General features: G+C 73.1%; 27 protein-coding genes, 1 other RNA gene and 1 pseudogene. 17 read left to right on the top strand and 12 right to left on the bottom strand.

All coding sequences use genetic code 11. From position 1 onward, the window contains the following. Window positions 1–25: 25 nt before the first annotated feature. Together ACLGIH_RS24325 and ACLGIH_RS24330 are read right to left on the bottom strand one after the other, a co-directional pair. On the bottom strand, window positions 26–637 hold the full coding sequence (locus ACLGIH_RS24325) for a hypothetical protein (protein WP_416527399.1): 612 nt from the start codon (window positions 635–637) through the stop codon (window positions 26–28). Continuing rightward, entirely contained in the window at window positions 634–1392 is a 759-nt protein-coding gene (locus tag ACLGIH_RS24330) for a MerR family transcriptional regulator (RefSeq protein ID WP_416527400.1), read from the bottom strand. The genes ACLGIH_RS24325 and ACLGIH_RS24330 overlap by 4 nt, the downstream gene beginning before the upstream one ends. Before the next feature lie 166 nt (window positions 1393–1558). On the opposite strand from ACLGIH_RS24330, the gene ACLGIH_RS24335 reads away from it, so the two are divergent. The 5 genes and pseudogenes from ACLGIH_RS24335 (at window position 1559) to ACLGIH_RS24355 (ending at window position 5232) form a co-directional block, all read left to right on the top strand. Next, complete coding sequence (locus ACLGIH_RS24335; protein WP_416527401.1) at window positions 1559–2137, top strand: Uma2 family endonuclease; 579 nt, start codon at window positions 1559–1561, stop codon at window positions 2135–2137. A 44-nt stretch (window positions 2138–2181) separates the two neighbouring features. Further along, window positions 2182–3012 (top strand): AraC family transcriptional regulator, encoded by an 831-nt coding sequence (locus ACLGIH_RS24340; protein ID WP_416527402.1) that lies wholly within the window; start codon window positions 2182–2184, stop codon window positions 3010–3012. Between the two features lie 82 nt (window positions 3013–3094). Continuing rightward, window positions 3095–3811, top strand: a pseudogene (locus tag ACLGIH_RS24345) (DMT family transporter); the annotation flags it as partial. Between the two features lie 130 nt (window positions 3812–3941). Further along, an RNA gene (gene rnpB / locus ACLGIH_RS24350) (RNase P RNA component class A) lies at window positions 3942–4346 on the top strand. Between the two features lie 154 nt (window positions 4347–4500). Continuing rightward, the gene (locus tag ACLGIH_RS24355; RefSeq protein WP_416527403.1) at window positions 4501–5232 is read left to right on the top strand and encodes a DUF7873 family protein; all 732 of its coding nucleotides are present in this window, start codon (window positions 4501–4503) and stop codon (window positions 5230–5232) included. A 502-nt stretch (window positions 5233–5734) separates the two neighbouring features. Here ACLGIH_RS24355 and ACLGIH_RS24360 read toward each other — a convergent pair. Next, window positions 5735–6100 (bottom strand): MazG-like family protein, encoded by a 366-nt coding sequence (locus tag ACLGIH_RS24360; protein WP_416527404.1) that lies wholly within the window; start codon window positions 6098–6100, stop codon window positions 5735–5737. Between the two features lie 39 nt (window positions 6101–6139). Further along, complete coding sequence (locus ACLGIH_RS24365) at window positions 6140–6682, bottom strand: DoxX family protein (RefSeq protein ID WP_416527405.1); 543 nt, start codon at window positions 6680–6682, stop codon at window positions 6140–6142. 220 nt (window positions 6683–6902) lie between these two features. Between ACLGIH_RS24365 and ACLGIH_RS24370 the strand changes: the two genes are divergently transcribed. Further along, window positions 6903–7229: a nuclear transport factor 2 family protein gene (locus tag ACLGIH_RS24370; protein WP_416527406.1), complete on the top strand. Its 327-nt coding sequence runs from the start codon at window positions 6903–6905 to the stop codon at window positions 7227–7229. A 293-nt stretch (window positions 7230–7522) separates the two neighbouring features. On the opposite strand, the gene ACLGIH_RS24375 is transcribed toward ACLGIH_RS24370, so the two are convergent. Continuing rightward, window positions 7523–8326, bottom strand: a complete 804-nt coding sequence (locus ACLGIH_RS24375; RefSeq protein ID WP_416527407.1) for an SDR family oxidoreductase — start codon at window positions 8324–8326, stop codon at window positions 7523–7525. Between the two features lie 133 nt (window positions 8327–8459). Between ACLGIH_RS24375 and ACLGIH_RS24380 the strand changes: the two genes are divergently transcribed. Then, on the top strand, window positions 8460–10100 hold the full coding sequence (locus ACLGIH_RS24380) for an alkaline phosphatase D family protein (protein ID WP_416527408.1): 1641 nt from the start codon (window positions 8460–8462) through the stop codon (window positions 10098–10100). On the opposite strand, the gene ACLGIH_RS24385 is transcribed toward ACLGIH_RS24380, so the two are convergent. Further along, the gene (locus tag ACLGIH_RS24385; protein ID WP_416527409.1) at window positions 10087–11124 is read right to left on the bottom strand and encodes a Gfo/Idh/MocA family protein; all 1038 of its coding nucleotides are present in this window, start codon (window positions 11122–11124) and stop codon (window positions 10087–10089) included. The two genes, ACLGIH_RS24380 and ACLGIH_RS24385, sit on opposite strands and share 14 nt — an antisense overlap. 165 nt (window positions 11125–11289) lie before the next feature. On the opposite strand from ACLGIH_RS24385, the gene ACLGIH_RS24390 reads away from it, so the two are divergent. The 3 genes from ACLGIH_RS24390 (at window position 11290) to ACLGIH_RS24400 (ending at window position 15014) form a co-directional block, all read left to right on the top strand. After that, a complete protein-coding gene (locus ACLGIH_RS24390; RefSeq protein ID WP_416527410.1) occupies window positions 11290–12633 on the top strand; it encodes a multidrug effflux MFS transporter in 1344 nt (447 codons plus the stop codon). Further along, window positions 12576–13763: a serine hydrolase domain-containing protein gene (locus tag ACLGIH_RS24395; protein WP_416527411.1), complete on the top strand. Its 1188-nt coding sequence runs from the start codon at window positions 12576–12578 to the stop codon at window positions 13761–13763. Before ACLGIH_RS24390 ends, ACLGIH_RS24395 begins: the two co-directional genes overlap by 58 nt. 240 nt (window positions 13764–14003) lie before the next feature. Beyond that, complete coding sequence (locus ACLGIH_RS24400; RefSeq protein WP_416527412.1) at window positions 14004–15014, top strand: small ribosomal subunit Rsm22 family protein; 1011 nt, start codon at window positions 14004–14006, stop codon at window positions 15012–15014. A 4-nt stretch (window positions 15015–15018) separates the two neighbouring features. Here the strand turns inward: ACLGIH_RS24400 and ACLGIH_RS24405 are convergent, their stop codons facing one another. Further along, window positions 15019–15216 carry a DUF6243 family protein gene (locus ACLGIH_RS24405; RefSeq protein ID WP_416527413.1) on the bottom strand — a complete coding sequence of 66 codons (198 nt, stop codon included), beginning with the start codon at window positions 15214–15216 and terminating at the stop codon, window positions 15019–15021. Between the two features lie 141 nt (window positions 15217–15357). Here ACLGIH_RS24405 and ACLGIH_RS24410 point away from each other — a divergent pair, with 141 nt between their 5' ends. Both ACLGIH_RS24410 and ACLGIH_RS24415 read left to right on the top strand, forming a co-directional pair. Next, window positions 15358–15969 carry a TetR/AcrR family transcriptional regulator gene (locus ACLGIH_RS24410; protein WP_416527414.1) on the top strand — a complete coding sequence of 204 codons (612 nt, stop codon included), beginning with the start codon at window positions 15358–15360 and terminating at the stop codon, window positions 15967–15969. 106 nt (window positions 15970–16075) lie between these two features. Further along, the gene (locus ACLGIH_RS24415; protein ID WP_416527415.1) at window positions 16076–16801 is read left to right on the top strand and encodes a bifunctional DNA primase/polymerase; all 726 of its coding nucleotides are present in this window, start codon (window positions 16076–16078) and stop codon (window positions 16799–16801) included. Window positions 16802–16928: 127 nt separating this feature from the next. On the opposite strand, the gene ACLGIH_RS24420 is transcribed toward ACLGIH_RS24415, so the two are convergent. Continuing rightward, window positions 16929–17930: an SCO2278 family lipoprotein gene (locus ACLGIH_RS24420; protein WP_416527416.1), complete on the bottom strand. Its 1002-nt coding sequence runs from the start codon at window positions 17928–17930 to the stop codon at window positions 16929–16931. Window positions 17931–18144: 214 nt separating this feature from the next. On the opposite strand from ACLGIH_RS24420, the gene ACLGIH_RS24425 reads away from it, so the two are divergent. Both ACLGIH_RS24425 and ACLGIH_RS24430 read left to right on the top strand, forming a co-directional pair. After that, the gene (locus ACLGIH_RS24425) at window positions 18145–18570 is read left to right on the top strand and encodes a CBS domain-containing protein (RefSeq protein ID WP_416527417.1); all 426 of its coding nucleotides are present in this window, start codon (window positions 18145–18147) and stop codon (window positions 18568–18570) included. Between the two features lie 37 nt (window positions 18571–18607). After that, complete coding sequence (locus tag ACLGIH_RS24430; protein ID WP_416527418.1) at window positions 18608–19297, top strand: PhzF family phenazine biosynthesis protein; 690 nt, start codon at window positions 18608–18610, stop codon at window positions 19295–19297. Here the strand turns inward: ACLGIH_RS24430 and ACLGIH_RS24435 are convergent. Further along, window positions 19294–19941 (bottom strand): biliverdin-producing heme oxygenase, encoded by a 648-nt coding sequence (locus ACLGIH_RS24435; protein WP_416527419.1) that lies wholly within the window; start codon window positions 19939–19941, stop codon window positions 19294–19296. The genes ACLGIH_RS24430 and ACLGIH_RS24435 overlap by 4 nt on opposite strands. 128 nt (window positions 19942–20069) lie before the next feature. Further along, complete coding sequence (gene map, locus ACLGIH_RS24440; RefSeq protein ID WP_416527420.1) at window positions 20070–20927, bottom strand: type I methionyl aminopeptidase; 858 nt, start codon at window positions 20925–20927, stop codon at window positions 20070–20072. 59 nt (window positions 20928–20986) lie between these two features. Here map and ACLGIH_RS24445 point away from each other — a divergent pair, with 59 nt between their 5' ends. Next, window positions 20987–21214 carry a hypothetical protein gene (locus ACLGIH_RS24445; protein WP_416527421.1) on the top strand — a complete coding sequence of 76 codons (228 nt, stop codon included), beginning with the start codon at window positions 20987–20989 and terminating at the stop codon, window positions 21212–21214. Window positions 21215–21339: 125 nt separating this feature from the next. Here ACLGIH_RS24445 and ACLGIH_RS24450 read toward each other — a convergent pair whose 3' ends face one another. Beyond that, window positions 21340–21942: a hypothetical protein gene (locus tag ACLGIH_RS24450; RefSeq protein ID WP_416527422.1), complete on the bottom strand. Its 603-nt coding sequence runs from the start codon at window positions 21940–21942 to the stop codon at window positions 21340–21342. 87 nt (window positions 21943–22029) lie between these two features. On the opposite strand from ACLGIH_RS24450, the gene npdG reads away from it, so the two are divergent. Together npdG and ACLGIH_RS24460 are read left to right on the top strand one after the other, a co-directional pair. After that, window positions 22030–22746, top strand: coding sequence for an NADPH-dependent F420 reductase (gene npdG / locus ACLGIH_RS24455; protein ID WP_416527423.1), 717 nt, complete (start codon window positions 22030–22032; stop codon window positions 22744–22746). 62 nt (window positions 22747–22808) lie between these two features. Further along, window positions 22809–23030 carry a hypothetical protein gene (locus tag ACLGIH_RS24460; protein WP_416527424.1) on the top strand — a complete coding sequence of 74 codons (222 nt, stop codon included), beginning with the start codon at window positions 22809–22811 and terminating at the stop codon, window positions 23028–23030. Here the strand turns inward: ACLGIH_RS24460 and ACLGIH_RS24465 are convergent. Then, window positions 23020–23817, bottom strand: coding sequence for a site-2 protease family protein (locus ACLGIH_RS24465; RefSeq protein WP_416527425.1), 798 nt, complete (start codon window positions 23815–23817; stop codon window positions 23020–23022). The two genes, ACLGIH_RS24460 and ACLGIH_RS24465, sit on opposite strands and share 11 nt — an antisense overlap. Window positions 23818–23974 lie beyond the last annotated feature (157 nt).

Genomic DNA, 23974 nt, shown 5'->3' on the forward strand with positions numbered 1-23974 from the left:
ACAGAGTACGGCCTGCCGCTCGGCGTCAAACGCCCCGGACCAGGGCGGACCGCGCCTCGGTGACCGCCCGTACGAGGCCGTCGGCGTCATCGGCGTGGCAGCGCACCACCCGGACCTCGCGCCGCCGCCCGAAGAAGGAGACGTGGGCGACGGGCCCGGTGAGTTCCAGGGTGAGCGAGGTCTGCGAGCCCACGTCCACGTTCAGCTCGCCGTCGGCCCGCTCATGGCTCATGCGCAGCTCACGGCGGACCGAGCCGATCCGCTCCAGCGGTATCCGTACGTCCATGTGGACCGCCCGGCGGACCCGGAGCACCCCGGCGTCCGCGTCCAGCACGTGCGGACGCACCACGCAGGCCGCGTGCAGGGCGACGACGAAGAGGATCGTGTACAGGTCGAGCACGAGCACCACGAGATGCACCGCCGGCCAGTCGCGCAGCAGCAGCGCCATCATCACCGTCTCGACGACGCACACGAACCCGAACCCGAACATCACCGCGCCCTGCCCGCGCGCATACCCGAACGCCCGCCCGCCGCCGCCCGTCCCGTGGGTCCGCCGCGCCGCCCACAGCGTGAGGCTCGCCAGCAGCCGCAGCTCGTGCCGCACGAGGACGTACCCGATCCGTACCGCCGCCCTCACGGCCGCCTCCCGCCGGAGGCGATCCGTATGGCCTGCCGGATCGCCTCCGCCTGGGCCGGCGGGAAGTCGGCGTAGAACGCCCGCAGGAAGCTGTGGCGGGAGTCGAGGACGACCTCGTCCTCGGGCAGCATCTCCGCCGGGATGCAGTCGGCGAGGGCCCGGGCCGCCTCCGCGACGCGCGGATCACCGGGGCCGGCGTCGACGAGGCCGTCGAGCAGGGCGTAGGCCCGGTTCGCGCGGGCCACCGCCTCCGGCGAGTCCAGCGCCCCGCGCACCACGCCGAGCAGCCGCTCCCGGTCCTCCGGGCCGGCCGTGCTCTCCAGCAGCGCCAGCATCTCGCGGTCCCGGGCGGCCATGGGGGAGTCGGAGGCGTGCGCCAGGTCCGCGAACAGCGCGGCCAGCTCCGCCGACACCGGCCCCTCGGCGGGCAGCTCCCCGGCGTCCAGCAAGGCCCGCAGCCGCACCCGGCGCTCCCGGATCGCGGCCTCCTGCCGCGCCAGGTCCGCGTCCAGCTCCTCCAGCACCTCGGCGAGGTCCTTCCCGGCCTCGTCCGCGAGCACGTCCCGCACCTCGGCGAGCCCGAGCCCCAGCTCGGTCAGCCGCCTGGTCCGGGCCAGCACGACGACGTGCCGCAGGGTGTACGTCCGGTACCCGTTCGCCAGCCGCTCCGGCTCGGGCAGCAGCCCGAGGTGGTGGTAGTGCCGCACGGTCCGCGTGGTGACGCCGACGGCGTCGGCGAGTTCTCCGATCCGCATGCCCCCAGTAGAGACGTTGACGTCGCGACAGGGTCAAGCGCCGACCGGACCGGCGACCGACGGTGGCCGTGATGCTGTGCCACGATCGAGGGAACGGTTTCCGATCTTTCGGACAGGTGATCAGCCGATGTCCCAGTCTGGCGAGCGACCGAAGGAGGGGCGTGACATGACTGCCATGGCCCACGAGTCGCGCACGCAGGAAGAGGTCCTGCTGGAGGGCTTCCTCGCCCTGGACACGCCGGAGGGTTTCCGGGCCGAGTTGATCGAGGGGGAGATCGTTGTGACACCGCCGCCGGACGGGGACCACGAGGACTGCATCGCGCTGATCGTGAACCAGGTGATCAGGCGCTCCCAAACCGACATGCAGTTCTCCGGGAACAAGGGGCTGAAGCTGCGGAGCGGGGGCGGCTGCCCGAAGGATCACGTGATCCCCGACGGCACATTCGCCCCCAGGGAACTCAGGCTCTACCGCGGCGCCGACCCCTGGATGCCCTGTGAGGGAGTCGCCATGGTCCTGGAGGTGACGTCCACCAAGCCCAGGGCCGACCGCGAGGCCAAGCGCCGCTGCTACGCCCGCGGCGGCGTCCCGCTCTACCTCCTCGTCGACCGCGAGGAGACATCGGTGACGCTGTTCAGGACTCCGGAGAAGGACGACTACCGGGAGCACTGCACACGCCCCTTCGGCAAGCCGCTGGCCCTGCCGGAGCCCTTCGGATTCGACCTGGACACCGCGGACTTCCTCTGATCCCCTGCCGGGAGGGGCAGGGACGTGGGAAGGGGGCGCGAGGGGTGGACACACGCGAACAGACCAGGTGGACCAGGGCCCAGCTGGGCCCCGGCGGCCCTCCCCTCGACCTCCTCACCGCTCACTTCGACCGCCATGTCTACGCCCCCCACGCGCACGACGAGTTCACCGTCGGCGTCACGGTCGGCGGCCTGGAGGTCATCGCCTACCGCGGCGGGCACATCCACTCCGGCCCCGGCTCGATCGTCGTACTCGAACCCGGCGAGGTGCACACCGGCGGCCCGGCGGCCCCCGAGGGCTACGCCTACCAAGCCCTGTACGCGGCTCCGCCCCTCCTCACCGACGGCACCCGCGGCGGCAGCCTCCCGCACTTCCGCGAACCGGTCCTCCAGGACCCGGAACTCGCCCGCGCCCTGCGCACCGCACACACCGACCTGGCCCGCCGCCCCGACCCCCTGGAAGCGGAGTGCCGCCTCCCCTGGCTGCTCACGGCACTGGCCCGCCGCCACTCCACGGCCCGCGCCTGCGACGACACGGTCCCCGGCGCCGACCGCACGGCGCGCGCCGTACGCGACCGCCTCGCCGACGAACTCCTCGCCCCGCCGTCCCTCGCCGCCCTCGCCGCCGACCTGGGCCTGTCCCGCTACCAGCTCCTGCGCGCCTTCCGTACGACGATGGGGCTCCCGCCGTACGCCTGGCTCGCCCAGTACCGCGTGACCCGCGCCCGCGCCCTCCTCGAAGCCGGGCTGCGCCCCGCCGAGGCGGCCGCGCTCGTGGGCTTCGCCGACCAGGCCCACCTGACCCGCTGGTTCCGCCGGGTGGTGGGCGTGACCCCGGCGGCGTACCGCAACAGCGTTCAAGACGGCAGGGGATGACGGGGCCCAGACTCCCGGCATGACTGCACGCGGCTGGTTCCTGTTCTCCCTGATGGGAGTGGTCTGGGGCATCCCCTATCTGATGATCAAGGTGGCGGTGGACGCGGTGTCCCCGTCCGTGGTGGTGTTCACGCGGTGCGCGCTGGGCGCCGCGCTGCTGCTGCCCTTCGCCCTCCGCCAAGGCGGCCTCGCCCGCACCGTCCGGGCGCACTGGAAGCCCATGCTGGCCTTCGCGATCATCGAGATCGTCGGCCCCTGGTGGACCCTCACCGACGCCGAACGCCACCTGTCCAGCTCCACGGCGGGCCTGCTCATCGCGGGCGTCCCCATCGTCGCCGTCCTGCTGGCCCGCTTCTTCGGCGCCGAGGAACGGATCGGCGCCCGCCGGGCGACCGGACTCGCCCTCGGCCTCGGGGGCGTCGCCGTCCTCACGGTGCCGCACCTCACCGGCGGCGACGCACGCTCGCTGGCCGAGGTGCTGGTGACGGTCGTCGGCTACGCCACCGCGCCGCTGATAGCCGCCCGCCACCTGAAGGACGTCCCGACCCTCCAGCTGATCACCCCCTGCCTCACCCTGGCCGCACTCGTCTACGCCCCCGCCGCCTTCCTGACCCGGCCCGCCGCCCTGCCCTCGGGCGAGGTGCTGGCCGCCCTCGCCGGCCTCGGCGTCGTCTGCACCGCGATCGCCTTCGTGGCCTTCCTGGAGCTGATCAAGGAGATCGGCCCGACCCGGGCCGGTGTCATCACCTACGTCAACCCGGCGGTCGCCGTCGCCGCGGGCGCCCTCTTCCTGGGCGAGGACCTGTCCCTCGGCATCGGCGTCGCCTTCACGCTGATCCTGGCCGGCTCGGTCCTGGCGACGGCTTCGGCGCCGAAGCCCGCGGCGCCGGAGCGGCCGGCCCGCCGGGTACCATGGTCCACACGGCAGACGAGCCGGGCGGACGGCCGCGTGGAGTCCCCTTAGCGGGGCTTCCCGAGGAACGTCCGGGCTCCACAGGGCAGGGTGGTGGCTAACGGCCACCCGGGGTGACCCGCGGGACAGTGCCACAGAAAGCAGACCGCCGGGGACCTCGGTCCTCGGTAAGGGTGAAACGGTGGTGTAAGAGACCACCAGTGCCCAGGGTGACCTGGGCAGCTAGGTAAACCCCACCCGGAGCAAGGTCAAGAAGGAAGCGCCCCGGCGCTTCTGCGCGGATGTTCGAGGGCGGCCCGCCCGAGTCCGCGGGTAGACCGCTGGAGGCCGGTGGCAACACCGGTCGTAGATGGATGGCCGTCGCCCCGGCTCCCGCGAGGGAACCGGGGAACAGAACCCGGCGTACAGCCCGACTCGTCTGTCGCCCCGCGGAAGTCCGCGCTCCGGGGTGTCGGTCATGGGGCGCCCCTGCCAGGCCGGTGGACGGCGCCTCGCGGCGCCCCCGCGGTGGAAAAGCAGGTGCAGGGGCGCGGAACGCCTCGTTATGGTCCCGGTGTTCGAAAGAGGGGGACGACGTGGCGAAACTCAATCAGATCATCGCCGTCGAGAAGGGCGTCGAGAGCAAGGCGCTCCAGGACGTGACCGCGGCTCACCACAAGGTGCAGAAGCCCGCGCTGCTCGCCGGGATCTCGCGGACCTACCAGCCCAAGGACGAGGAGGGCGAGCAGCTGCCGCCCGAGTCCACGCGGGTGCAGGTCATGGCGGAGGACGTGCTGCGCGAGATGTCCGCGTCGCTGACCCGGCTGTTCGACGTCACCGCCACCAAGGACTGGGCCAACTGCACCGCCCGGGCGGACGTCGTGGTCGACGGGCGCACGGTTCTCGCCGACGTGCCGGTCGGCTACCTGCTTTTCCTGGAGAAGCAGCTCACCGAGCTGCACGTCTTCGTCAAGAAGCTGCCCGTGCTCGACGCCGCCGAGTCCTGGTCCCTCGACCCGTCGACCGACTGGTGGAAGACCGACGCGGTGCGCACCATCCGTACGAAGAAGGTGCCGCGCAACCACGTCAAGGCCGAGGCGACCGACAAGCACCCCGCGCAGGTCGACGTGTACTACGAGGACATCGCCGTCGGATACTGGACGACGGTGAAGTTCTCCGGAGCGCTTCCGGCGCGGCGCGTGAACGAACTCCTGGAGCGGGTCGAGAAGCTCCAGCAGGCCGTGAAGTTCGCCCGCGAGGAGGCCAACGGAGCCGAGGTCACCGACCAGCGGGTCGGGGACGCGGTGTTCGGTTACCTGTTCGGCTGAGGGCGCGGCCACGGGTAGCATCCACGAACGCCCCCGCGTGCGAGCGCGGGGGTGCGCAACAGGCGCGGGCCGGAATGAGGACCGGTTCGCGTGATGAGCGCAAGCTGAAACTGAAGTTCAGCCTGAAGGGCGCGGGCACACCACCCGTGCCGTCAATCTCAGACTCTCGCTCCAGCTTCAGCATCGCCGCCGATCGCCGGTGCGACCGGGGACGGGCGAACACCGTCGGGTGCGAGTTCGAATTTCGTCTGCACCTCTTCCTGGTGCGGTAGTTCAATGGCAGAACACGACGGTCTGATGACTGATCCGTCCTCTTAAAGCCGCCGGCGTGCGCAATCGGGTGGCATCCCCAGGGGCCCGGGAGCTGGACATGACTCCCGGGCTCCGCCACGTCCGCCCGTCCGCCCGCCCTCTCCCACGTCCGCCCTCTCCCACGTCCGGCCTTTCCCACGCCGCCCCTCTGCGTCGCGCCCGCCTCTGCGCCGCGCGCCTACTGCACCGTTCAGCCGCCCAGCGACCGCGCCGTGACCCGGGCCAGGTGCCGGGCGAACACCTCGCGGGCGTCCGGCGTCAGCGTGCGCAGTGCGACCATCGACGTGATCACGACGTCGCACAGTTCCGACTGGACGTCGTCCCAGGTGTGGGTGACGCCCTTGCGCGGGTTCTGGCCCGTCGCGCCGATCACCGCCTGCGCGACCTCGCCGACCTCCTCCGAGAGCTTCAGGATGCGCAGCAGCAGGTCCTCCCGGCCGTCGGCGGGAGAGCGGGCCCCGCCCGCGCGGTCGCGCTCGGCGTCCAGCCACTTCCCCAGGTCGTCGATCGCGTCCCAGAGGTCGGCGCGGGCGCTGCCGTGGTCGTCGTCGCTCATGAGGGGCAGCTTGTCACGGGCGGCAGGGCGAGCGGTGCGTCAGTCGAAGAGGGGCTGCTGTTCGCCCTCCGCCGCCCTCCGCAGCCGCTTGTTCCGCGCTCCCAGGACCACCGTCGTCGCCGCCGCGACCGCCGCGAACGCCGCCGGGACCATCCAGCCCCGGTTGACGGCGTGGCCGAGGGCGTGGTCCAGGGAGAGGCGCCCGGGGCCGGTGACCGCGAGCCCGGCGGCCGTCAGCCCCAGGGACACCGCGTACTCGTAGCCGCCGGCCTGGGCGAAGAAGCCGTTGGGGGTGTGCACTGCCGCCGCGCCCGCCATCGCCCCGGCCGCCGCGGCACCGGCCGCCGGTGTGGCCAGGCCCAGCGCCAGCAGCGTTCCGCCGCCGGCCTCCGCCAGGCCCGCGGCCGTCGCGCTGGCCTTGCCCGGCGCGTAGCCGACCGACTCCATGAACTGGCCCGTCCCCTCGATCCCGCCGCCCCCGAACCAGCCGAGCAGCTTCTGCGCGCCGTGCGCGGCCAGCACACCGCCCGTCCCCAGACGGAGCAGCAGCAGGCCGAGATCACGTCGGTCGGAACAGGTCACGTCGACTCCCTCATGAGAACGTGCGAGCAGCGGGCCGCTGGGCAGGGAACGCGGGCGGGCCGGCCGAAGGACGCGGGCCCGCCGTCCGAGGAACAGCGGATCTTTCCCCACCGTCGCACCAAGGACCGCCCGACGGCCCGCCGCGGGCGCCGTTCGGGTGGCCGGCCCGAGTGCCTCGCCCGGGTGGCGGGGCTCCGGGACCGGTGTGACGCTGACCGGCATGACGATCCGGCACAACCGACTCAGCGACCCGGCCGTCCGCGCCTTCGTCGCCGCCGTCAACGCCCACGACCGTGCGGCGTTCCTGTCCGTGCTCGCCCCGGACGCCACCATGGCGGACGACGGCGCCGACCGTGACCTCGACCAGTGGATCGACGCGGAGATCTTCTCCGCCAACGGCCACCTGGAGGTCGACAAGGAGTCGAACGGCGGGCGGGCCCTCATCGCCCGCTACCGCAACGACACCTGGGGCGAGATGCGCACCCGATGGATGTTCGACGTGGACGAGGACGGCAGGATCTCGCGGTTCGAGACCGGCCAGGCCTGATCGGCCAGGCCTCACCGGCCGCAACGCCGGTCCGCGTTCCGCCTCGGCCCGCCATCCGCGCGGCAGCCGTTCCGCCCACCGGCGCGCACCCCGCGGCCCCGCGCGGGGCGCACCCCCGGCCGGTGTGTGGAACGGCTGCCGCCTGCCCCCCTCGGTATGGCCTGCGGAAGACAGCCGCTCACCGGTGCTCCATTTGTGAAGCTCTGGTGGAGGAAAGTTGAGCACAGGTCCCCCATCGGCCGCAATGGAGCGGTAGTTCACACTCCGATTGTGTGAACGCCGAAGCCCGCTCCTCAGCCGCGCCCCACGTACGGCATCGCCGTCGCCAGCACCGTCGCGAACTGCACGTTCGCCTCCAGCGGCAGTTCCGCCATGTGCCGCACCGTGCGCGCCACGTCGGCGACGTCCATCACCGGTTCCGGCGCCACCTCCCCGTTGGCCTGGAGCGCGCCGGCCTGCATGCGGGCCGTCATGTCGGTCGCCGCGTTGCCGATGTCGATCTGGCCGACCGCGATGTTGTGGGCCCGCCCGTCCAGCGACAGTGACTTGGTCAGCCCCGTCAGGGCGTGCTTGGTCGCGGTGTACGCCGCCGAGTGCGGGCGGGGCGTGTGGGCCGAGATCGAGCCGTTGTTGATGATCCGGCCGCCCTGCGGGTCCTGCTCCTTCATCTGCCGGTACGCCGCCTGCGCGCACAGGAACGCGCCGTTGAGGTTGGTGTCCACCACGTGCCGCCAGGCGTCGTAGGGGAGTTCCTCGAACGGCACGCCGCCCGGGCCGAACGTGCCCGCGTTGTTGAACAGCAGGTCCAGGCGGCCGAAACGCTCGCGTACGGCGGTGAACAGGGCGGCCACGTCCTCCGGGCTGGAGACGTCGGTGCGGACGGTGAGGGCGGTGCCGTCCGGCACGAGGGCCGCCGTCTCCTCCAGCGGCTCGGTGCGGCGGCCGGCCAGGGCCAGCGACCAGCCCGCGCGGAGCAGTTCCACGGCCACCGCGCGGCCGATGCCGGAGCCCGCCCCCGTGACCACGGCGATCCGCTCCGCCTTCTCCCTGCCGGCCATCGCAGCCGCCCCCTCGTCGGTGGTTCTCACGGTGTTCATGGCTCCGCAGCGTACGTGTGGGGCCACCGAACGGAACTCATCCGTCCGCAACGGACCGGTCATGTCCGTGCCAATCGGGGGTCGTCCCGGGCCATTCGAATGCTCCCTGCAGCCATCGCCAGGGGAGGAACGGATGACACCCGCGAACCACCAGCCCCCGCACACGCCCGAACTCCGGGCGGCCGCCCGGCACCTGGGCCGCCGACGCTTCCTGACGGTCACCGGCGCCGCCGCGGCGCTCGCCTTCTCCGTCAACCTGCCGGCCGCCGGTACCGCCGGCGCCGCCGAACTCGACGCCGCACAGCTCACCGACGACCCGTTCACGCTCGGTGTCGCCTCCGGCGATCCGCAGTCCGGCTCGGTCCTGCTGTGGACCCGCCTGGCGCCCGCCCCGTACCAGGCCGACAGCGGACTGCCCGCCAAACGCATCACCGTCACCTGGGAGCTGGCCCTCGACGAGCGGTTCCGGCGCGTCGTCAGACGAGGCCGGGCCACCGCCCACCCCGAGTTCCACCACACCGTGCACGTCGAGGTCGACCACCTCGCCCCCGGCCGCGTGTACTACTACCGCTTCCGCGCCGGCCGCTTCGTCAGCCCCGCCGGCCGCACCCGCACCGCGCCCCAGGAGCGCAGCCGGGCTTCCGCCCTCACCTTCGCCCTGGCCTCCTGCCAGCGTTACGACCAGGGCTACTACACCGCGTACCGGCACCTGGCCGAGGAGGACGTGGACGTCGTCTTCCACCTCGGCGACTACCTCTACGAGTACGCCGTCAACTCCTCCGCCGGCTCCCGCGCCTACCCGGCCGGCACCCTGCCCGACCTGTTCCGCCGCGAGACGGTGACCCTGGAGGACTACCGCCTGCGGTACGCCCTCTACAAGTCCGACCCCGACCTGCGCGCCGCGCACGCCGCGCACCCCTTCGTCGTCACCTGGGACGACCACGAGACCGAGAACAACTACGCCGACGAGACCCCCGAGAACGGCGTCCCGCCGGAGGAGTTCCTGCTCCGGCGCGCCGCCGCCTACCGGGCCTACTGGGAGAACATGCCGCTGCGCCGGCCGCAGCTCCCCGACGGCCCCGACCTCCGGCTGTACCGCCGTCTGCACTGGGGCCGGCTGGCCCAGTTCGACGTCCTCGACACCCGCCAGTACCGCTCCGACCAGGCCTACGGCGACGGCTGGCAGTACCCCGGCCCCGAGTCGGAGGACCCGGGCCGCACCCTCACCGGTGACGCCCAGGAGCGCTGGCTGATCGGCGGCTGGCACCGGTCGGACGCCGTGTGGAACGTGGTGCCGCAGCAGGTGACCTTCTCCCGGCGGCACAACTCCACCACCCTGCCGTCCAAGGTCTCCATGGATGCCTGGGACGGCTACCCGGCCTCCCGCGAACGGGTGCTGGCCGGTGCGCAGGCCGCCGGCATCCGGAACCTGATGGTCCTCACCGGCGACGTGCACGTCCACTACGGCTTCGACATCAAGCGCGACTTCGCGGACCCGGACTCCCGGACCATGGGCACCGAGATCGTCACCACGTCCATCACCAGCGGCGGCGACGGCGCCGCGAAGCCGTCCAACTGGGACACACTGACGGCCGCCAACCCGCACATGAAGTTCTACAACGGGCAGCGCGGCTACGCGACGGTGTCCCTCGGCCGGGAGCTGGCGCGGGTCGACTACAAGACCGTCTCCCACGTGACCACGCAGGGCGCACCGCTCACCACCGCCGCGTCCTTCGTCACCGAGGTCGGGGACCAGGGGCTCAAGCCGGCGTGACCACCGGCGCCACGGCCTCGGCCGGAGCGCTCTCGCCCGGGTAGCGGACGCCGACGCGGTCCCGGATCGCGTCGAGCGTCCGCATCACCGCCAGCGTGCCCTCCAGCGGGACCAGCGGGGACTCGGTCTCCCCGGCGCGCACGGCCCGCATCACCTCGCGGGCCTCGTGCTTGAGGCTGGCCCGCGGCCCGTCGGCCGGATCGGCCGCGAACTCCTCGGGGTCGCGGCCGTCCCGGTGCAGCACGAAGCGGTCGGGGTAGAAGAAGCCGTGCGGGACGTCGATGCGGCCCTTGGAGCCGGTCACGGACGCGGAGTTCGGCGTGCCGCCGACGATGGAGCAGTGCACCGAGGCCAGCGCACCGGTCTCCCAGGTGAGCAGCGCGCCCGTCTGGAGGTCGACGCCCTCCGCCGAGAGCGACGCCCGGGCCACCACGTCCGACGGCTCCCCGAGCAGCAGCTGCGCGAACGACACCGGGTACACGCCCAGGTCCAGCAGCGCGCCGCCGCCCTGCGCCGGGTCCCGCAGCCGGTGGGCGGGCGGGAAGGGACCGGCCAGCCCGAAATCGGCCTGCACGCTGCGCACTTCGCCGATCGCGCCGTCGTCGACCAGCGCCTTCAGGCGCCGCACCAGCGGGTTGCAGTACATCCACATCGCTTCCATCAGGAAGCTCCCGCGCTCCCGGGCGAGGGCGACCAGCTCCTCGGCCTCCCGCGCGTTCAGCGTGAACGGCTTCTCGCACAGCACGTTCCGCCCTGCCTCCAGGCACAGCCCGGCGGCCGCCCGGTGCGCCGCGTGCGGGGTGGCGACGTACACCACGTCGACGTCCTCGTCCCGCGCCAGCTCCGCCCAGTCGCCGTACGCCCGGGGGACGCCGAAGCGCTCCGCGAACGCCTTCGCCGAGGCCTCGCTCCGCGACGCCACCGCCACGACCTCCGCGTCCGGCAGGTCCACGAGATCCGCCGTGAACGTCGCCGCCATCCCGCCGGTCGCCAGAATTCCCCACCGCACCGTCTGCCCGGTCACCCTCGCCCCACCCTCGCTCGTCGCACAAGCGGTCCGCCGTACAAGAAGCACATCGCACAAGAAACACAACGCACAAGAAGCACGTCGTACAAGAAGCACATCGCACAAGCGGTTCCTATGAACTGAGAGCATAGGTGCCGGATCCGTCGAAGAGGGAGGGGCCGCATGCCCGAGCGCGGGGCAGCCGAACCGGACACCGCACAACCGGACACCGCACAACCGAACACCGCACAACCGCACACCGCCCGAGCGACGACGCCGCCCCGCACGCTGCGTGGCGCCCGCCGCACCGGTCTGCTCGTCACGCTGATCCTCGGCGGACTGACCGCCACGCCTCCGCTGGCGATGGACATGTACCTCCCGGCGCTCCCCGAGGTCACCCGCGCCCTGCACGCGCCCGCCGCGACCGTCCAGCTCACGCTCACCGCCTGCCTGGCCGGCATGGCCCTCGGCCAGCTCGTGGTCGGGCCGATGAGCGACCGGTGGGGACGCCGCCGCCCGCTGCTGAGCGGCCTCGCCGTCTACGTCGTCGCCACCGCCCTGTGCGCGTTCGCACCCACCATCGAACTCCTGGTCGCCTGCCGGCTGGCACAGGGGCTCGCCGGCGCCGCCGCGATCGTCATCGCCCGGGCCGTCGTCCGCGACCTGTACGACGGCGTGGCCATGGCCCGCTTCTTCTCCACCCTGATGCTGATCTCCGGTGTCGCCCCGATCGTCGCGCCGCTGATCGGCGGGCAGATCCTGCGGGTGACGGACTGGCGGGGCGTCTTCGTCGTCCTCACCGTGCTCGGCGTGCTGCTGGGCGGCATCGTGTGGGCGAAGCTGCCGGAGACGCTGCCCGCCGCCGAGCGGCACCGCGGCGGGGTGGGGGAGGCGCTGCGCTCGATGCGGGGACTGCTCGCCGACCGGGCCTTCTCCGGCTACTTGCTCGCGGGCGGCTTCGCCTTCGCCGCACTGTTCGCCTACATCTCGGCGTCCCCGTTCGTCATCCAGGAGATCCACGGCGCCTCCCCGCAGACGTTCAGCCTGCTGTTCGGCCTCAACTCCGTCGGCCTCGTCGTGGTCGGCCAGATCAACGGCAAGGTCCTGGTCGGCCGGGTCCGCCTCGACCGGGTGCTGGGCCTGGGCCTCGCGATCGTCGTCGCCGCCGCGACGGCGCTGCTGCTGATGTCCCTCGGTGTCTTCGGGGAGGTCGGGCTCGCACCCGTCGCCGCCGCGCTGTTCGTGCTGATGTCCGCGATGGGCATCACCCTGCCCAACACCCAGGCCCTCGCCCTGATGCGGGTCAAGTACGCCGCCGGCTCCGCCTCCGCGCTGCTCGGCACGTCCTCCTTCCTCATCGGCGCGATCGCCTCCCCGCTCGTCGGCATCGCCGGAGAGGACACCGCCCTGCCGATGGCCGTCGTCCAGCTGGGCGCAGCGCTGGTGGCCGCGGGCTGCTTCGTGGGACTGTGCCGTCCCGGGAACAACGGCGGCGCACGCGGGGACACGGAAGGAGCAGCGAGCTGAGCGCACCGAGACTGCGGAGCGGCACGGCGGAACGGGCCGGCCTGGATTCCGGGCAGCTCCGCCACCTCGTCCGGGAGGTCCACGCCCTCACCACCGGCGAGCACCCGTGGGCGCCGGGAGCCGTCGTGGCGGCCGGGCGCGGCCCGGTGCTCGCCGCCGAGGAGGCGGCCGGCTGGGCCGTGCGGTACGCGTCCTACGACGCCGGCCGCGAGGCGCCCGTGGAACTGCCGCCCCCGGACCGGGTGCCGGTGACCGTCGGCACGCCCTTCGACCTGGCCTCGCTCACCAAGCTGTTCACGTCCGTCGCCGCCGTGCAGCAGATCGAGCGCGGCACCCTCGGCATCGACGCCGAGGTCGGCGCGTACCTGCCCGACTTCCGCGCCGCCGCCCGGCACCGCGTCACCGTGCGGCAGCTGCTCACCCACACCTCCGGACTGCGGCCCGAACTCCCGCTGTACGACTGCGCCGACGACGCCGAGCGGCTGGACCGGCTGCGCGCCGAGCCGCCCGTGGGCGTGCCCGGCACCTACTGCTACTCCGACCTCAACATGCTGCTCCTCCAGCAGCTCCTGGAGCGCATCACCGGCCGGGGCCTGGACGTTCTGGTCCGCGACGGCATCACCCGCCCGCTGGGCATGACGGCCACCCGGTTCGGCCCCTGCCCCGAGGCGGCGGCGACCGAGGACCAGCGGCGGCCGTGGGCCAAGGCCGACCGGGGGATGCTGCGCGGCGTCGTGCACGACGAGAACGCCTGGGCGCTGGGCGGGGTGGCCGGTCACGCGGGGCTGTTCTCGACCGCCCGGGACCTGGCCGTGTTCTGCCGCGCGCTGCTCGCGGGCGGCGCGTACGGGCCGGCGCGCATTCTCGGCCCCGACTTCGCCGACCTGCTGCTGGCGCCGCCGGGCCTGGGCTTCGCCCTCGACCAGCCGTGGTTCATGGGGGAGCTGGCCGGGCGCGGGGCGGCCGGGCACACCGGCTTCACCGGCACGATGCTGGTCCTCGACCGGGCGACGGACACGTTCCTGGTGCTCCTGGCCAACGCGGTGCACCCGCGCCGCCCGCGGCGACCGGACAGCCGGCCCCGCGCGGCGGCGGCGACGCGTCTGGCCCGGGCTGTGCGTGGCGGGTGAGGTTGCTCGCGTCGCCTCTGGCGGCCGGACAGCCGGCCCCGCGCGGCGCCGGCGACGCGTCCGGCCTCTGGCGCACGCGGCAGGTGAGAGCGGGGTCGCGCACCGTGCGGACCGTTCGCCGGACTCCCGCGGTCCCGTGAGCGGACCCCGCGGCCGGCCCCGTGAGCGGACCCCGCGGCCCCCGTGAGCGGACCCCCCGGCCCCCGTGGGCGGGGCCCCTCACCCCCGTAGAATCGCCGGGTGAACGCCCCCACCGCCCCCGCCGACACCCTGCGGTCCGCCCTCGCCGGTCTGCTCGACGGGCTGCCGCCCCGGCAGGCCGCGCAGGCCGTGGAGCGGCTGATCGCCCACTACCGCGGGGCGACCCCGACCGACGCCCCGATCCTGCGGGACCGCGCCGACGTGGCCGCCTACGCCGCGTACCGGATGCCCGCGACCTTCGAGGCGGTGCGCTCGGCCCTGGCGGCGTTCGCCGCCGCCGTCCCCGGCTGGGCACCCGGCGACCACGTCGACGTCGGCGGCGGCACCGGCGCCGCCACCTGGGCGGTCGCCGACACCTGGGACGGCGCCCGGCCCGTGACCGTGCTCGACTGGGCCGAGCCCGCGCTCGCGCTCGGCCGGGAGATCGCCGCCGCCAACCCGGCCCTCGCGGACGCCCGCTGGCAGCGCGCCCGGATCGGGGCGGCGCTGCACCTCGGCAGCACCGACCTGGTCACGGTCTCCTACGTCCTGAACGAACTAACCCCCGCCGATCGCGCCGCCCTCGTCGACGCCGCCGCGTCCGCCGCCCGGGCCGTCGTGATCGTCGAGGCGGGCACCCCGGCCGGCTACGAGCGCGTCATCGAGGCCCGGGACCGTCTCGTCGCGGCCGGCTTCCGCGTCGCCGCGCCCTGCCCGCACAGCGCCGCCTGCCCCATCGCCCCCGGCACCGACTGGTGCCACTTCTCGGCGCGGGTCAGCCGTTCCTCGCTGCACCGGCAGGTCAAGGGTGGTTCTCTCGCCTACGAGGACGAGAAGTTCAGCTACGTCGCCGCCACCCGCCTCCCCGACGTGCCCGGCCTCACCGTCGCGCCGGCCGCCTCCCGGGTCGTCCGGCGACCGCAGATCCGCAAGGGGCAGGTCCTGCTCGACCTGTGCGAGACCGAGCCCGCCCTGCGCCGGACCACGGTCACCAAACGCCACGGCGACCTGTACCGGGCGGCCCGCGCCACCGACTGGGGCGACGCCTGGCCGCCGCCGGCCACCGGCTGACCGGCTAGTCGGCGGTGCTCTCCGGCTGTTCCCCTGCCGACCCCTCCTCCGCCTGTCGTTTCTGCTGCTTCTCCCGCATCCTGCGGGCCAGTTCCCGCTTCTGGTTCCGAGCGTCCGGGCCGCCGCCGAACCGGCCGTCGGCACCGGCGCCGCGCAGCGCCCCGCGGCCGAGGTTCCGGCGAGGGCCGCCGACGCCCAGCATGTTTCCTGCTCCGCCTCGGGGCACGGGGGTTCCTTCCGTCGCAGGCGGACAGCTTCGCCCGCCTATCGGTACGAGACGGTTCGTCTCGCAAAAGCGACTGTCCGCGAGACGGAGCGTCTTGTCAACTGATAAGTTCAGGCCATGTCCGATCAGAAGCCCGTTCAGAAGCGCCGTAGCGAGAGGTCCCGCCGGGCCATCTACGACGCCGCCCTCGCCCTCGTCGCCGAGGTCGGCTACCCGAGGACCACCATCGAGGGCATCGCCGCCCGCGCGGGCGTCGGCAAGCAGACCATCTACCGCTGGTGGCCCTCGAAGGCCGACGTCCTGCTGGAGGCCTTCCTCCACCTCGCCGAGCAGGCCGGGGAGGGGGCGGGGCAGGAGTCGTACGGCATTCCGGACACCGGTGACCTCGCCGCCGACCTGAAGCTCGTCCTGCGGGCCACCGTGGACGAACTGCGGGACCCGAGGTTCGAGGGCCCGTCCCGCGCCCTGGCCGCCGAGGGCGTGGTCGACGAGGAACTCGGCCGCGTGGTCGTCGCCAAGCTGCTGGAGCCCTCGCTCCAGCTCTACGTCGACCGGCTGCGCGCCGCCCAGGAGGCCGGGGACATCCGGCCGGACGTCGATCCGCGGATCGCGCTGGAGCTGTTCGTCTCCCCGCTCGCCCAGCGCTGGCTCCAGCGCACCGCCCCGTTCTCGTACGAATACACCGACACCCTCGTCGAGTACGCCCTGTACGGACTCGCTCCGCGCTGACCGGCTCCGCGCTGACCTGGGAAGTTTGTCCGTCCCCGACCCCGAAGCACGGATTGGTGCGACCATAGGGCATCCTGGAGCGCACGACGGCGAGGCGAGGGGATAGATGAGCGCGGAGTTCGGCGGCCGCACCGGCCGGCAGGGCAAAATCTCCCAGTGGCTGCGCGGACGCCGGCCGAAGGAGGCCGCCGGAGACGGTGGCCGGGAGGACCTGCTGCTCGCCGCCGCCGGGGCCGGACTGCCCCTCGCGCCCGCCGCGCACCCGGCCGGCTACCGGTGCTCCTGCGACCGGATCGGCTGTCCCACCCCGGCCCGGCACCCGGTCTCGTTCGCCTGGCAGACCCAGTCCACCACCGACCGCGCGCAGGTCGAGCGCTGGGCCCGGCACCAGCCGCAGGCCAACTTCATCACCGCGACCGGCATGGTGCACGACGTGCTCGACGTGCCCCTGGAGGCCGGCCGGGAGGCGCTGGGGCGGCTGCTGGACTCCGGGATCGAGGTCGGCCCCGTCACCGAGAGCGACGACGGCCGCATGCTGTTCTTCACCCTCACCCGGGGCACCCCCGAGGACGAGGACGAGTGGTGGCCGTGCGAGCTGGACTGCCACCCCGAGACGATGGACGAGCACCCGGGCCTGCGCTGGCACTGCCGTGGGTCCTACGTCCTCGTACCGCCCGCCCGGCTCCCCGGTGACCAGGCGGTGCGGTGGGTGCGCGGGCCGGAGCATGCGCTTCCGGACCCGCTCACGCTGCTGGAGGCGTTGACCGATGCGTGTGCGCGGTACGTGAGTGCCGAGGCCGATCACACGGGGGCATGGCCGTTGCGGCACTGAGCGCCGACTGCCGGGGCCTGAGCGGTTGTCGGGCGTCTGCGGGTTCGTCGTGGCCTGCCGCGCAGTTCCCCGCGCCCCTTGGGGCGTTGCCCGGCCGCCGATCGCGGAGCCCGTTGCGGCGGACCGCTCAGGCTCCCTGCGCCGAAGTGAGACCCTGGACCCGGCCCAGGATCTTCACCCCGTCCTCGGCGGAGCCCTTCGCCGGGTCCAGGGCGACCCCGTTGGAGACGAACTCCATCGTCAGCGACTGCTTGATCTCGCCCTCCGTCAGGGCCAGGACGTTCCGGTTCGGGGTGGGCACGGAGGCGCCCTGCGCGGCGGTCTGCTTCTCGTAGTGGCGCGTGGTGAAGAAGACCAGCGCCCCGCCGTCCTTCGTGCGCAGCGCCAGCGGCGCGTAGTCGCCGTTGGTCAGCGGTTCGTCGATGTACTGCCGGGCCAGGCCCGGCCTGCGCTCCTGCTTCTTGCGCAGCTCCCGCCAGCCGCTGGTGTGGGTGCCGTCCGCGAAGGCCGGCCCGCCCTCCTCCAGGTAGGCGGCGTACTCCTCGCCCAGTTCGCCCGGGGGGACGGCCAGCTCGGCGGAGTTCGCGGGGACGGCCTCCGCCCAGCCGTCCTTGTCCGTCGGGAACTCGGGTATGGAGCCCGGGGCGACCAGCGTCAGGTAGGCCACCTGCCAGGTCTCGTCCAGGCCGTGCCGGGTGAACACCAGCAGCCAGCGCGCGTCGCCGCCCTTGTTGCCGCGGGCGTCGGCGAGGAACCAGCGCGGCCAGCCCGCCTTCTTGGGGATGGTGTACTGCACGTCCGTCAACTTCAGCGGCGTGTGCTGCGGGTTGCCGTCCGGGTGGTTGGCCTGGCCGGCCTCCAGCCGCGCCGAGTCGATGTCGGCGAGCGCGCCGGTGGTGTACTCGGCGTCCAGGGCGGGGTCGTAGGCCTTGTCGGCCTTGTTGTACGCGGTCGTGAACTGCGCCAGCGCCTTCGCGGCCTCGGCCCGGGTGGCCGCGGGGAGCACCTCCCGTTCGCCGTGCACCACGACGCATCCGCTCGCCGTCACCGACAGAGCGGTCACCGACGCCGCCAGCAGCGCGCCCCGGGCCGGCCTGCGAAGCCTTCGAGTGCCGCGATCCCTGCTCATCAGGTTTCCTTCACCTTCCCCTTCCCGGAGGCGAACCCTACCGGGACCGGGTGACGCCCGGACGTCCGGACCGGGTTCAGCGGCCACACCGTGACCTCACGGCCGGGCGTCCGTGGACCCGCGCCCGGCATCACCCGGACGGCGCCCGTCGGATCGCTCCCAGGAAGCCGCCCCCCGAGGATGAAACCGCCCGAACCGACAGGAGGGACACTTCATGACCACCGCCGCCGACATCATGCACCCCGGGGCCCAGTGGATACCCGCCACCGAGACCCTGGACCGCGCCGCCCAGCTCATGCGGGAACTGAACGTGGGCGCCCTGCCCGTCAGCGACCCCACCGACTCCAACGAGCGCATGTGCGGCATCATCACCGACCGCGACATCGTGGTCCGTTGTGTCGCCGCCGGCCACGACCCCGCCCGCGTCACCGCCGGTGAGCTGTGCCAGGGCACCCCGCGCTGGATCAGCAGCGACGCCAGCGTGGAGGACGTGCTCCGCGAGATGGAGACCAACCAGATCCGCCGCCTGCCGGTCATCGACGGGGACAAGCGGCTGGTCGGCATGATCAGCGAGCACGACCTGGCGCGTCATCTGTCCGACGATCAGCTCGCGGAGTTCGTGGAGCGCGTCTACGCCTGACCGGCGCCGACCGCGCCGCGTTTGCTTCAATGCCCCCGTGACGGACTACGACGTACTGCGCGTCTTCTGTGCGCCGAACGGCGGCTACGGCAAGGAACTGGGGGTCGTCCGCGACGGTTCGGTGCTGCCCGGGCAGGCCGACCGGCAGGCGTTCGCCGCGAAACTCGGTTTCGACGAGACCGTGTTCGTGGACGACCCCGAGCGCGGCGTCGTCGACATCCGCACACCCACCCTGCGGCTGCCCTTCGCCGTCCGCCCCGGAGTCGGCACGGCCTGGCTGCTCGACGTGCCCGAACTCGTCACGCCGGCCGGGGTGGTGGGCGCCCGGCTGGACGGGGAGTTCAGCTGGATCGAGGCGCGGGCGGAGTGGGTCACGCCGTGGACCCTGCGCCGGTACGCCACCGTCGCCGAGGTGGACGACCTGGCCGTGCCGCCGCCGGGGGAGGGGCGGGTGTACGCCTGGGCGTGGCTGGACGAGGCGGCCGGACGGATCCGTGCCCGTGCCTTCCCCGGCCGTGTCGAGGAGGGCGGCGTCAGCCGCTCCGGCGGAGCCGGTGCCCGTACCGGGGCCGGGGAGGACGAGGCGACGGGCGCGGCGGCGCTGCTGCTCACCGACCGCCTGGGCCGGGCGCTCAACATCACCCAGGGCGCGGGTTCGCAGCTCCTGGCCGCGCCGCAGCCGGGCGGCTGGGTGGAGATCGGCGGCAGGGCGTTCCTCGAGGCTTAGGCGCTCAGCGGGAACTCCTCGCCCAGCGCCCGGAAGACGGCCGTGTTCAGCGCGAACGCCCGCTTGCACTCGGCCACCACCCGCTGCTTCTCCAGGTCGTCCGCATGGATGCCGTCCAGCAGCTCCCGGTACTCCCGCTTGAACGCCGCCGGGTTCGTGATCTGCTCGAAGACGTAGAAGCGGACGCCGTCGCCCTTCTTCTCGAAGCCCCAGGTGCGCTCCGCCTTGTCGCGGATGATCTGCCCGCCGGACAGGTCGCCGAGGTAGCGGGTGTAGTGGTGTGCGACGTACCCGCCGGGCCAGCGCTCGGCGCACTCCCGCACCCGGTCCGCGTAGGCCCGCGTGGCCGGCAGCGCGGACAGGGACGCCCGCCACCGGGGGCCGCGCAGATGCTCCAGGTCCCGCTCCAGCGCGGCCAGGCGCATCAGCTCCGGCCGGACGAAGGGACCGGCCACCGGGTCCGCCGCCAGCCGGCTGGCGCCGGCCTCCAGCGCCTCGTAGACGAACCACAGCTGCTCGGTGTACCGCGCGTACGCCTCGACGCCGAGCCGCCCGCCCAGCAGATCACTCATGAACGTCGAGGTCTCGGCCTCCGTGTGCTGCTCGTGGGAGGCGGTGCGGATGAGCGTCGAGAAGGAGTCCATGTGACCGATCTTCTAAGGTTAGGCTAACCTAAGTCAAGAGGTTTGCCGACGGCCTGTCGGTAAAAGGCTACCCAGGAACGCGCGAAAAGACCCGCCCTCCCGAGGAGAGCGGGTCGGGCGGGCGGAGGCTACGGCAGGGTCAGGATCTCCGCCCCGGTGTCCGTCACCACCAGCGTGTGCTCGAACTGCGCGGTCCGCTTGCGGTCCTTCGTCACGACCGTCCAGCCGTCGTCCCACATGTCGTACTCGTGCGTGCCGAGGGTCAGCATCGGCTCGATCGTGAAGGTCATCCCGGGCTGCATCACGGTCGTCGCATGCGGGCTGTCGTAGTGCGGGATGACCAGGCCGGAGTGGAAGGACGAGTTGATCCCGTGGCCGGTGAAGTCCCGGACCACCCCGTAGCCGAAGCGCTTGGCGTACGACTCGATGACCCGGCCGATGACGTTGACCTGCCGGCCCGGCCGGACCGCCTTGATGGCGCGGTTCAGGGACTCCCGGGTGCGCTCGACCAGCAGCCGGCTCTCCTCGTCCACCTCGCCGACCAGGTAGGTCGCGTTGTTGTCGCCGTGCACCCCGCCGATGTACGCCGTCACGTCCAGGTTGACGATGTCGCCGTCGCGCAGCACCGTCGAGTCCGGGATGCCGTGGCAGATCACCTCGTTGACCGAGGTGCACAGGGACTTGGGGAAGCCGCGGTAGCCCAGCGTGGAGGGGTAGGCGCCGTGGTCGCACATGTACTCGTGCGCCACCCGGTCCAGCTCGTCCGTCGTCACGCCCGGCGCGATCAGCTTGGCGGCCTCGGCCATCGCCCGCGCCGCGATCCGCCCGGCCACCCGCATCGCCTCCACGGTCTCGGGCGTCTGCACCTCCGGGCCGGTGTAGGGCGTGGGCGCGGGCTTGCCGACGTACTCGGGTCGGCGGATGTTTCCGGGTACGGAACGGGTGGGAGACAGCTCCCCTGGAACGAGCAGCGACTGGCCAGACATGCCAGCGAGTCTAACCAGCGGGCATACGAGACCATGTCCCCTGGCGAAAGGAGCCGGTCATGGCCCTGTTCAAGAAGCGCACGGTCGGAAAGCCGGGCGAGTGGTACTACTGCCTGGAACACCAGCAGGTCGAGGAGGGCCCGGACTGCCCGGGCAAGGACCGCTTCGGGCCCTACGCCTCCCGCACGGAGGCCGAGCGCGCGATGGAGACGGCCCGCGAGCGCAACCTCCAGTGGGAGAACGACCCCAACTGGCACGACGCGCCCGCGTCCCGCCCGGAGGACTGACACCGGAGGGGGGGCGGGGCTTCCGGCGGGGCTTCCGGCGGGGCGTGGCCGGCCGCGCCGTTCCCCGCGCCCCCGAGAGGCACGGCACAACCGCCCGGCGAAGGACCACCGAACCCGGCGGACCTTCACCACCGCTCCGGCGGCGGCGCCGTCAGGCAATCGGCCAGCCTCGACAGCCGGTCCCGAAGACGGCGCCGCCCCCGCGGCAGCGGCACCGCGTTCTCCCCGGCCGCCGCGCTCACCAGATGCTGCACGGTGTCCAGGTCCAGCTCCGCGCCGTCCGGCACGGCCAGCGCCTCGTGCGCCATGGAGGTCAGCTCCCGCTCGCCCGTGCCCAGCGTCAGCACCGTCGCCCCGGCCCGCCGGACGTCGTGGACCCGCTCCAGCAGTGCGGCGCCCGGATCGTCCGGCGCCACCACGAGCAGCGTCTCCCCGCGCCGGGCCGCCGCCAGCCGCCCCAGCCCCACCGCCAGATGCGCCGGGTCCGACGGCCGCGCGTCGTGCCGCACCAGCGTCGGGGCCAGCTCCGGCGTCCCCGACCAGGCCGCCTCGTCCACCAGGTGCGCCGCCAGGTGCCACGGCTCGTAGGCCGCCGTGCCCACCAGCAGCAGCCCGCCCCTGTGCGACACCACCGACCCGCGCAGCGCCCCCGCGAATCTCCGGGTGGCCCCCAGCCACTCGGTCCCGGCGAGCACTTCCCGCAGCAGCGCGACCCGTACGGCGTCCATGCGCCGCATGGTGTCGCAAACGCCCTGCCCGGACCCGGCGTTCACCGGGAAATCACCCGACCCGGGGACGCACGTAGAGTCGGGGCCATGACCTCTACCGACACTGCCGCACAGGGCGGTCAGAAAGCCCCCGCCAAGGACCCCTGGGACCTGCCCGACGTCTCCGGACTGGTCGTCGGCGTACTCGGCGGGACCGGCCCGCAGGGCAAGGGCCTCGCCTACCGCCTCGCCAAGGCCGGCCAGAAGGTGATCATCGGTTCCCGGGCCGCCGAGCGCGCGCAGGGCGCCGCCGAGGAGATCGGCCACGGCATCGAGGGCGCCGACAACGCCGAGACCGCCCGCCGCAGCGACGTCGTGATCGTCGCCGTGCCCTGGGAGGGGCACGGCAAGACCCTTCAGTCCCTGCGCGAGGAACTGGCCGGCAAGCTCGTCGTCGACTGCGTCAACCCCCTCGGCTTCGACAAGAAGGGCGCCTACGCCCTCAGGCCGGAGGAGGGCAGCGCCGCCGAGCAGGCCGCGGCCCTGCTGCCGGACAGCCGGGTCACCGCCGCCTTCCACCACCTGTCGGCGGTCCTGCTCCAGGACCCGGAGATCGACGAGATCGACACCGACGTGATGGTGCTCGGCGAGGCCCGCGCCGACGTCGAGATCGTCCAGGCGCTCGCCGGCCGCATCCCCGGGATGCGCGGCGTCTTCGCCGACCGGCTGCGCAACGCGCACCAGGTCGAGTCGCTGGTCGCCAACCTGATCTCCGTCAACCGCCGCTACAAGGCGCACGCGGGACTCCGCGTCACGGACGTATGAGGCGATGGGGGACACTGGGGCACAGCAGTGCCCGCACGTGTCCCCCGACAGGAGCCCGCCCCATGCCCGCCCAGGTCCCGTCCCGCCCGACCCGGCGACTCGCCCTCTACGCCCTGGTCGTCTGCGTCCTCGCCGCCACCGCGGCCGTCGTCTCCTTCGTGCAGGGCAGCGTGCTCATGGGCGTGGTGTGGGTGCTGATGGCGGGCGTGTCGTCCAACATGTGCTGGTACTACGTCAAGCGCGCCAAGGACGACGCCCGCCGCGCCTCCTCCGTCACGGGCTGACCGAGCAGAACTCGTCCGTCTGCCAGAAGCGGTACAGCTCGAAACCGCAGTACGTGTCGGACTCGCTGATCCCGAGGCTGCCCAGGACGGTGTCGACCACGTCGAAGAACACGCCGTTCAGCGCCGGGATCCACAGCATCGCGAACACGATCAGCAGCCCGAACGGCGCGATCGGCTCCACCTGCCGCCGCACGTTGTGCGACAGCCACGGCTCGATCACCCCGTAGCCGTCCAGCCCCGGCACCGGCAGGAAGTTCAGGATCGACGCCGTGACCTGGAGCAGCGCCAGGAAGGCCAGCGCGAGGCGGAAGTCGCGCGGCACGCCGTCCAGCGCGTCCAGCCAGAACGGGGCCGTGCACACCACCGCGAACAGCACGTTCGTCAGCGGGCCCGCCGCCGAGATCAGGCTGTGCTTCCAGCGGCCCCGGATGCGCCCGCGCTCGATGAAGACGGCACCGCCCGGCAGACCGATCCCGCCCATGATCACGAAGAGCACGGGGAGCACGATGCTCAGCAGGGCGTGCGTGTACTTCACCGGGTTCAGCGTGAGATAGCCCTTCGCGCCGACCGAGATGTCGCCGCTGTGCAGGGCGGTGCGCGCGTGCGCGTACTCGTGCAGGCACAGCGAGACGATCCAGGCGGCCGTCACGAACAGGAACACGGCCATGCCCGGCTGCTCGGCGAACCCGGTCCAGCTGGCCCACCCGGTGACCGCGGTGACGGCCAGGATCCCGACGAAGACGGGACTGATCCGCCGGTCACTGGGGCTGGCGGTGGCGGTGGTCATGGGACTCCTGACTGGTCGACGCACGGTGGGCCCCGGGGGGACTGCCCGACCGTACCCGGCGCGCCGGGAAAACGTCTCGCGGTCCGCCCCGGTTCCGGAGAGGGTGGGCCCGGGGCGATCCGCCCCGCCGGCCGGACCCCGTGACCGCCCCCGAGAC

This window comes from Streptomyces hamibioticus (assembly GCF_047946815.1).
Taxonomy (GTDB): Bacteria; Actinomycetota; Actinomycetes; order Streptomycetales; family Streptomycetaceae; genus Streptomyces.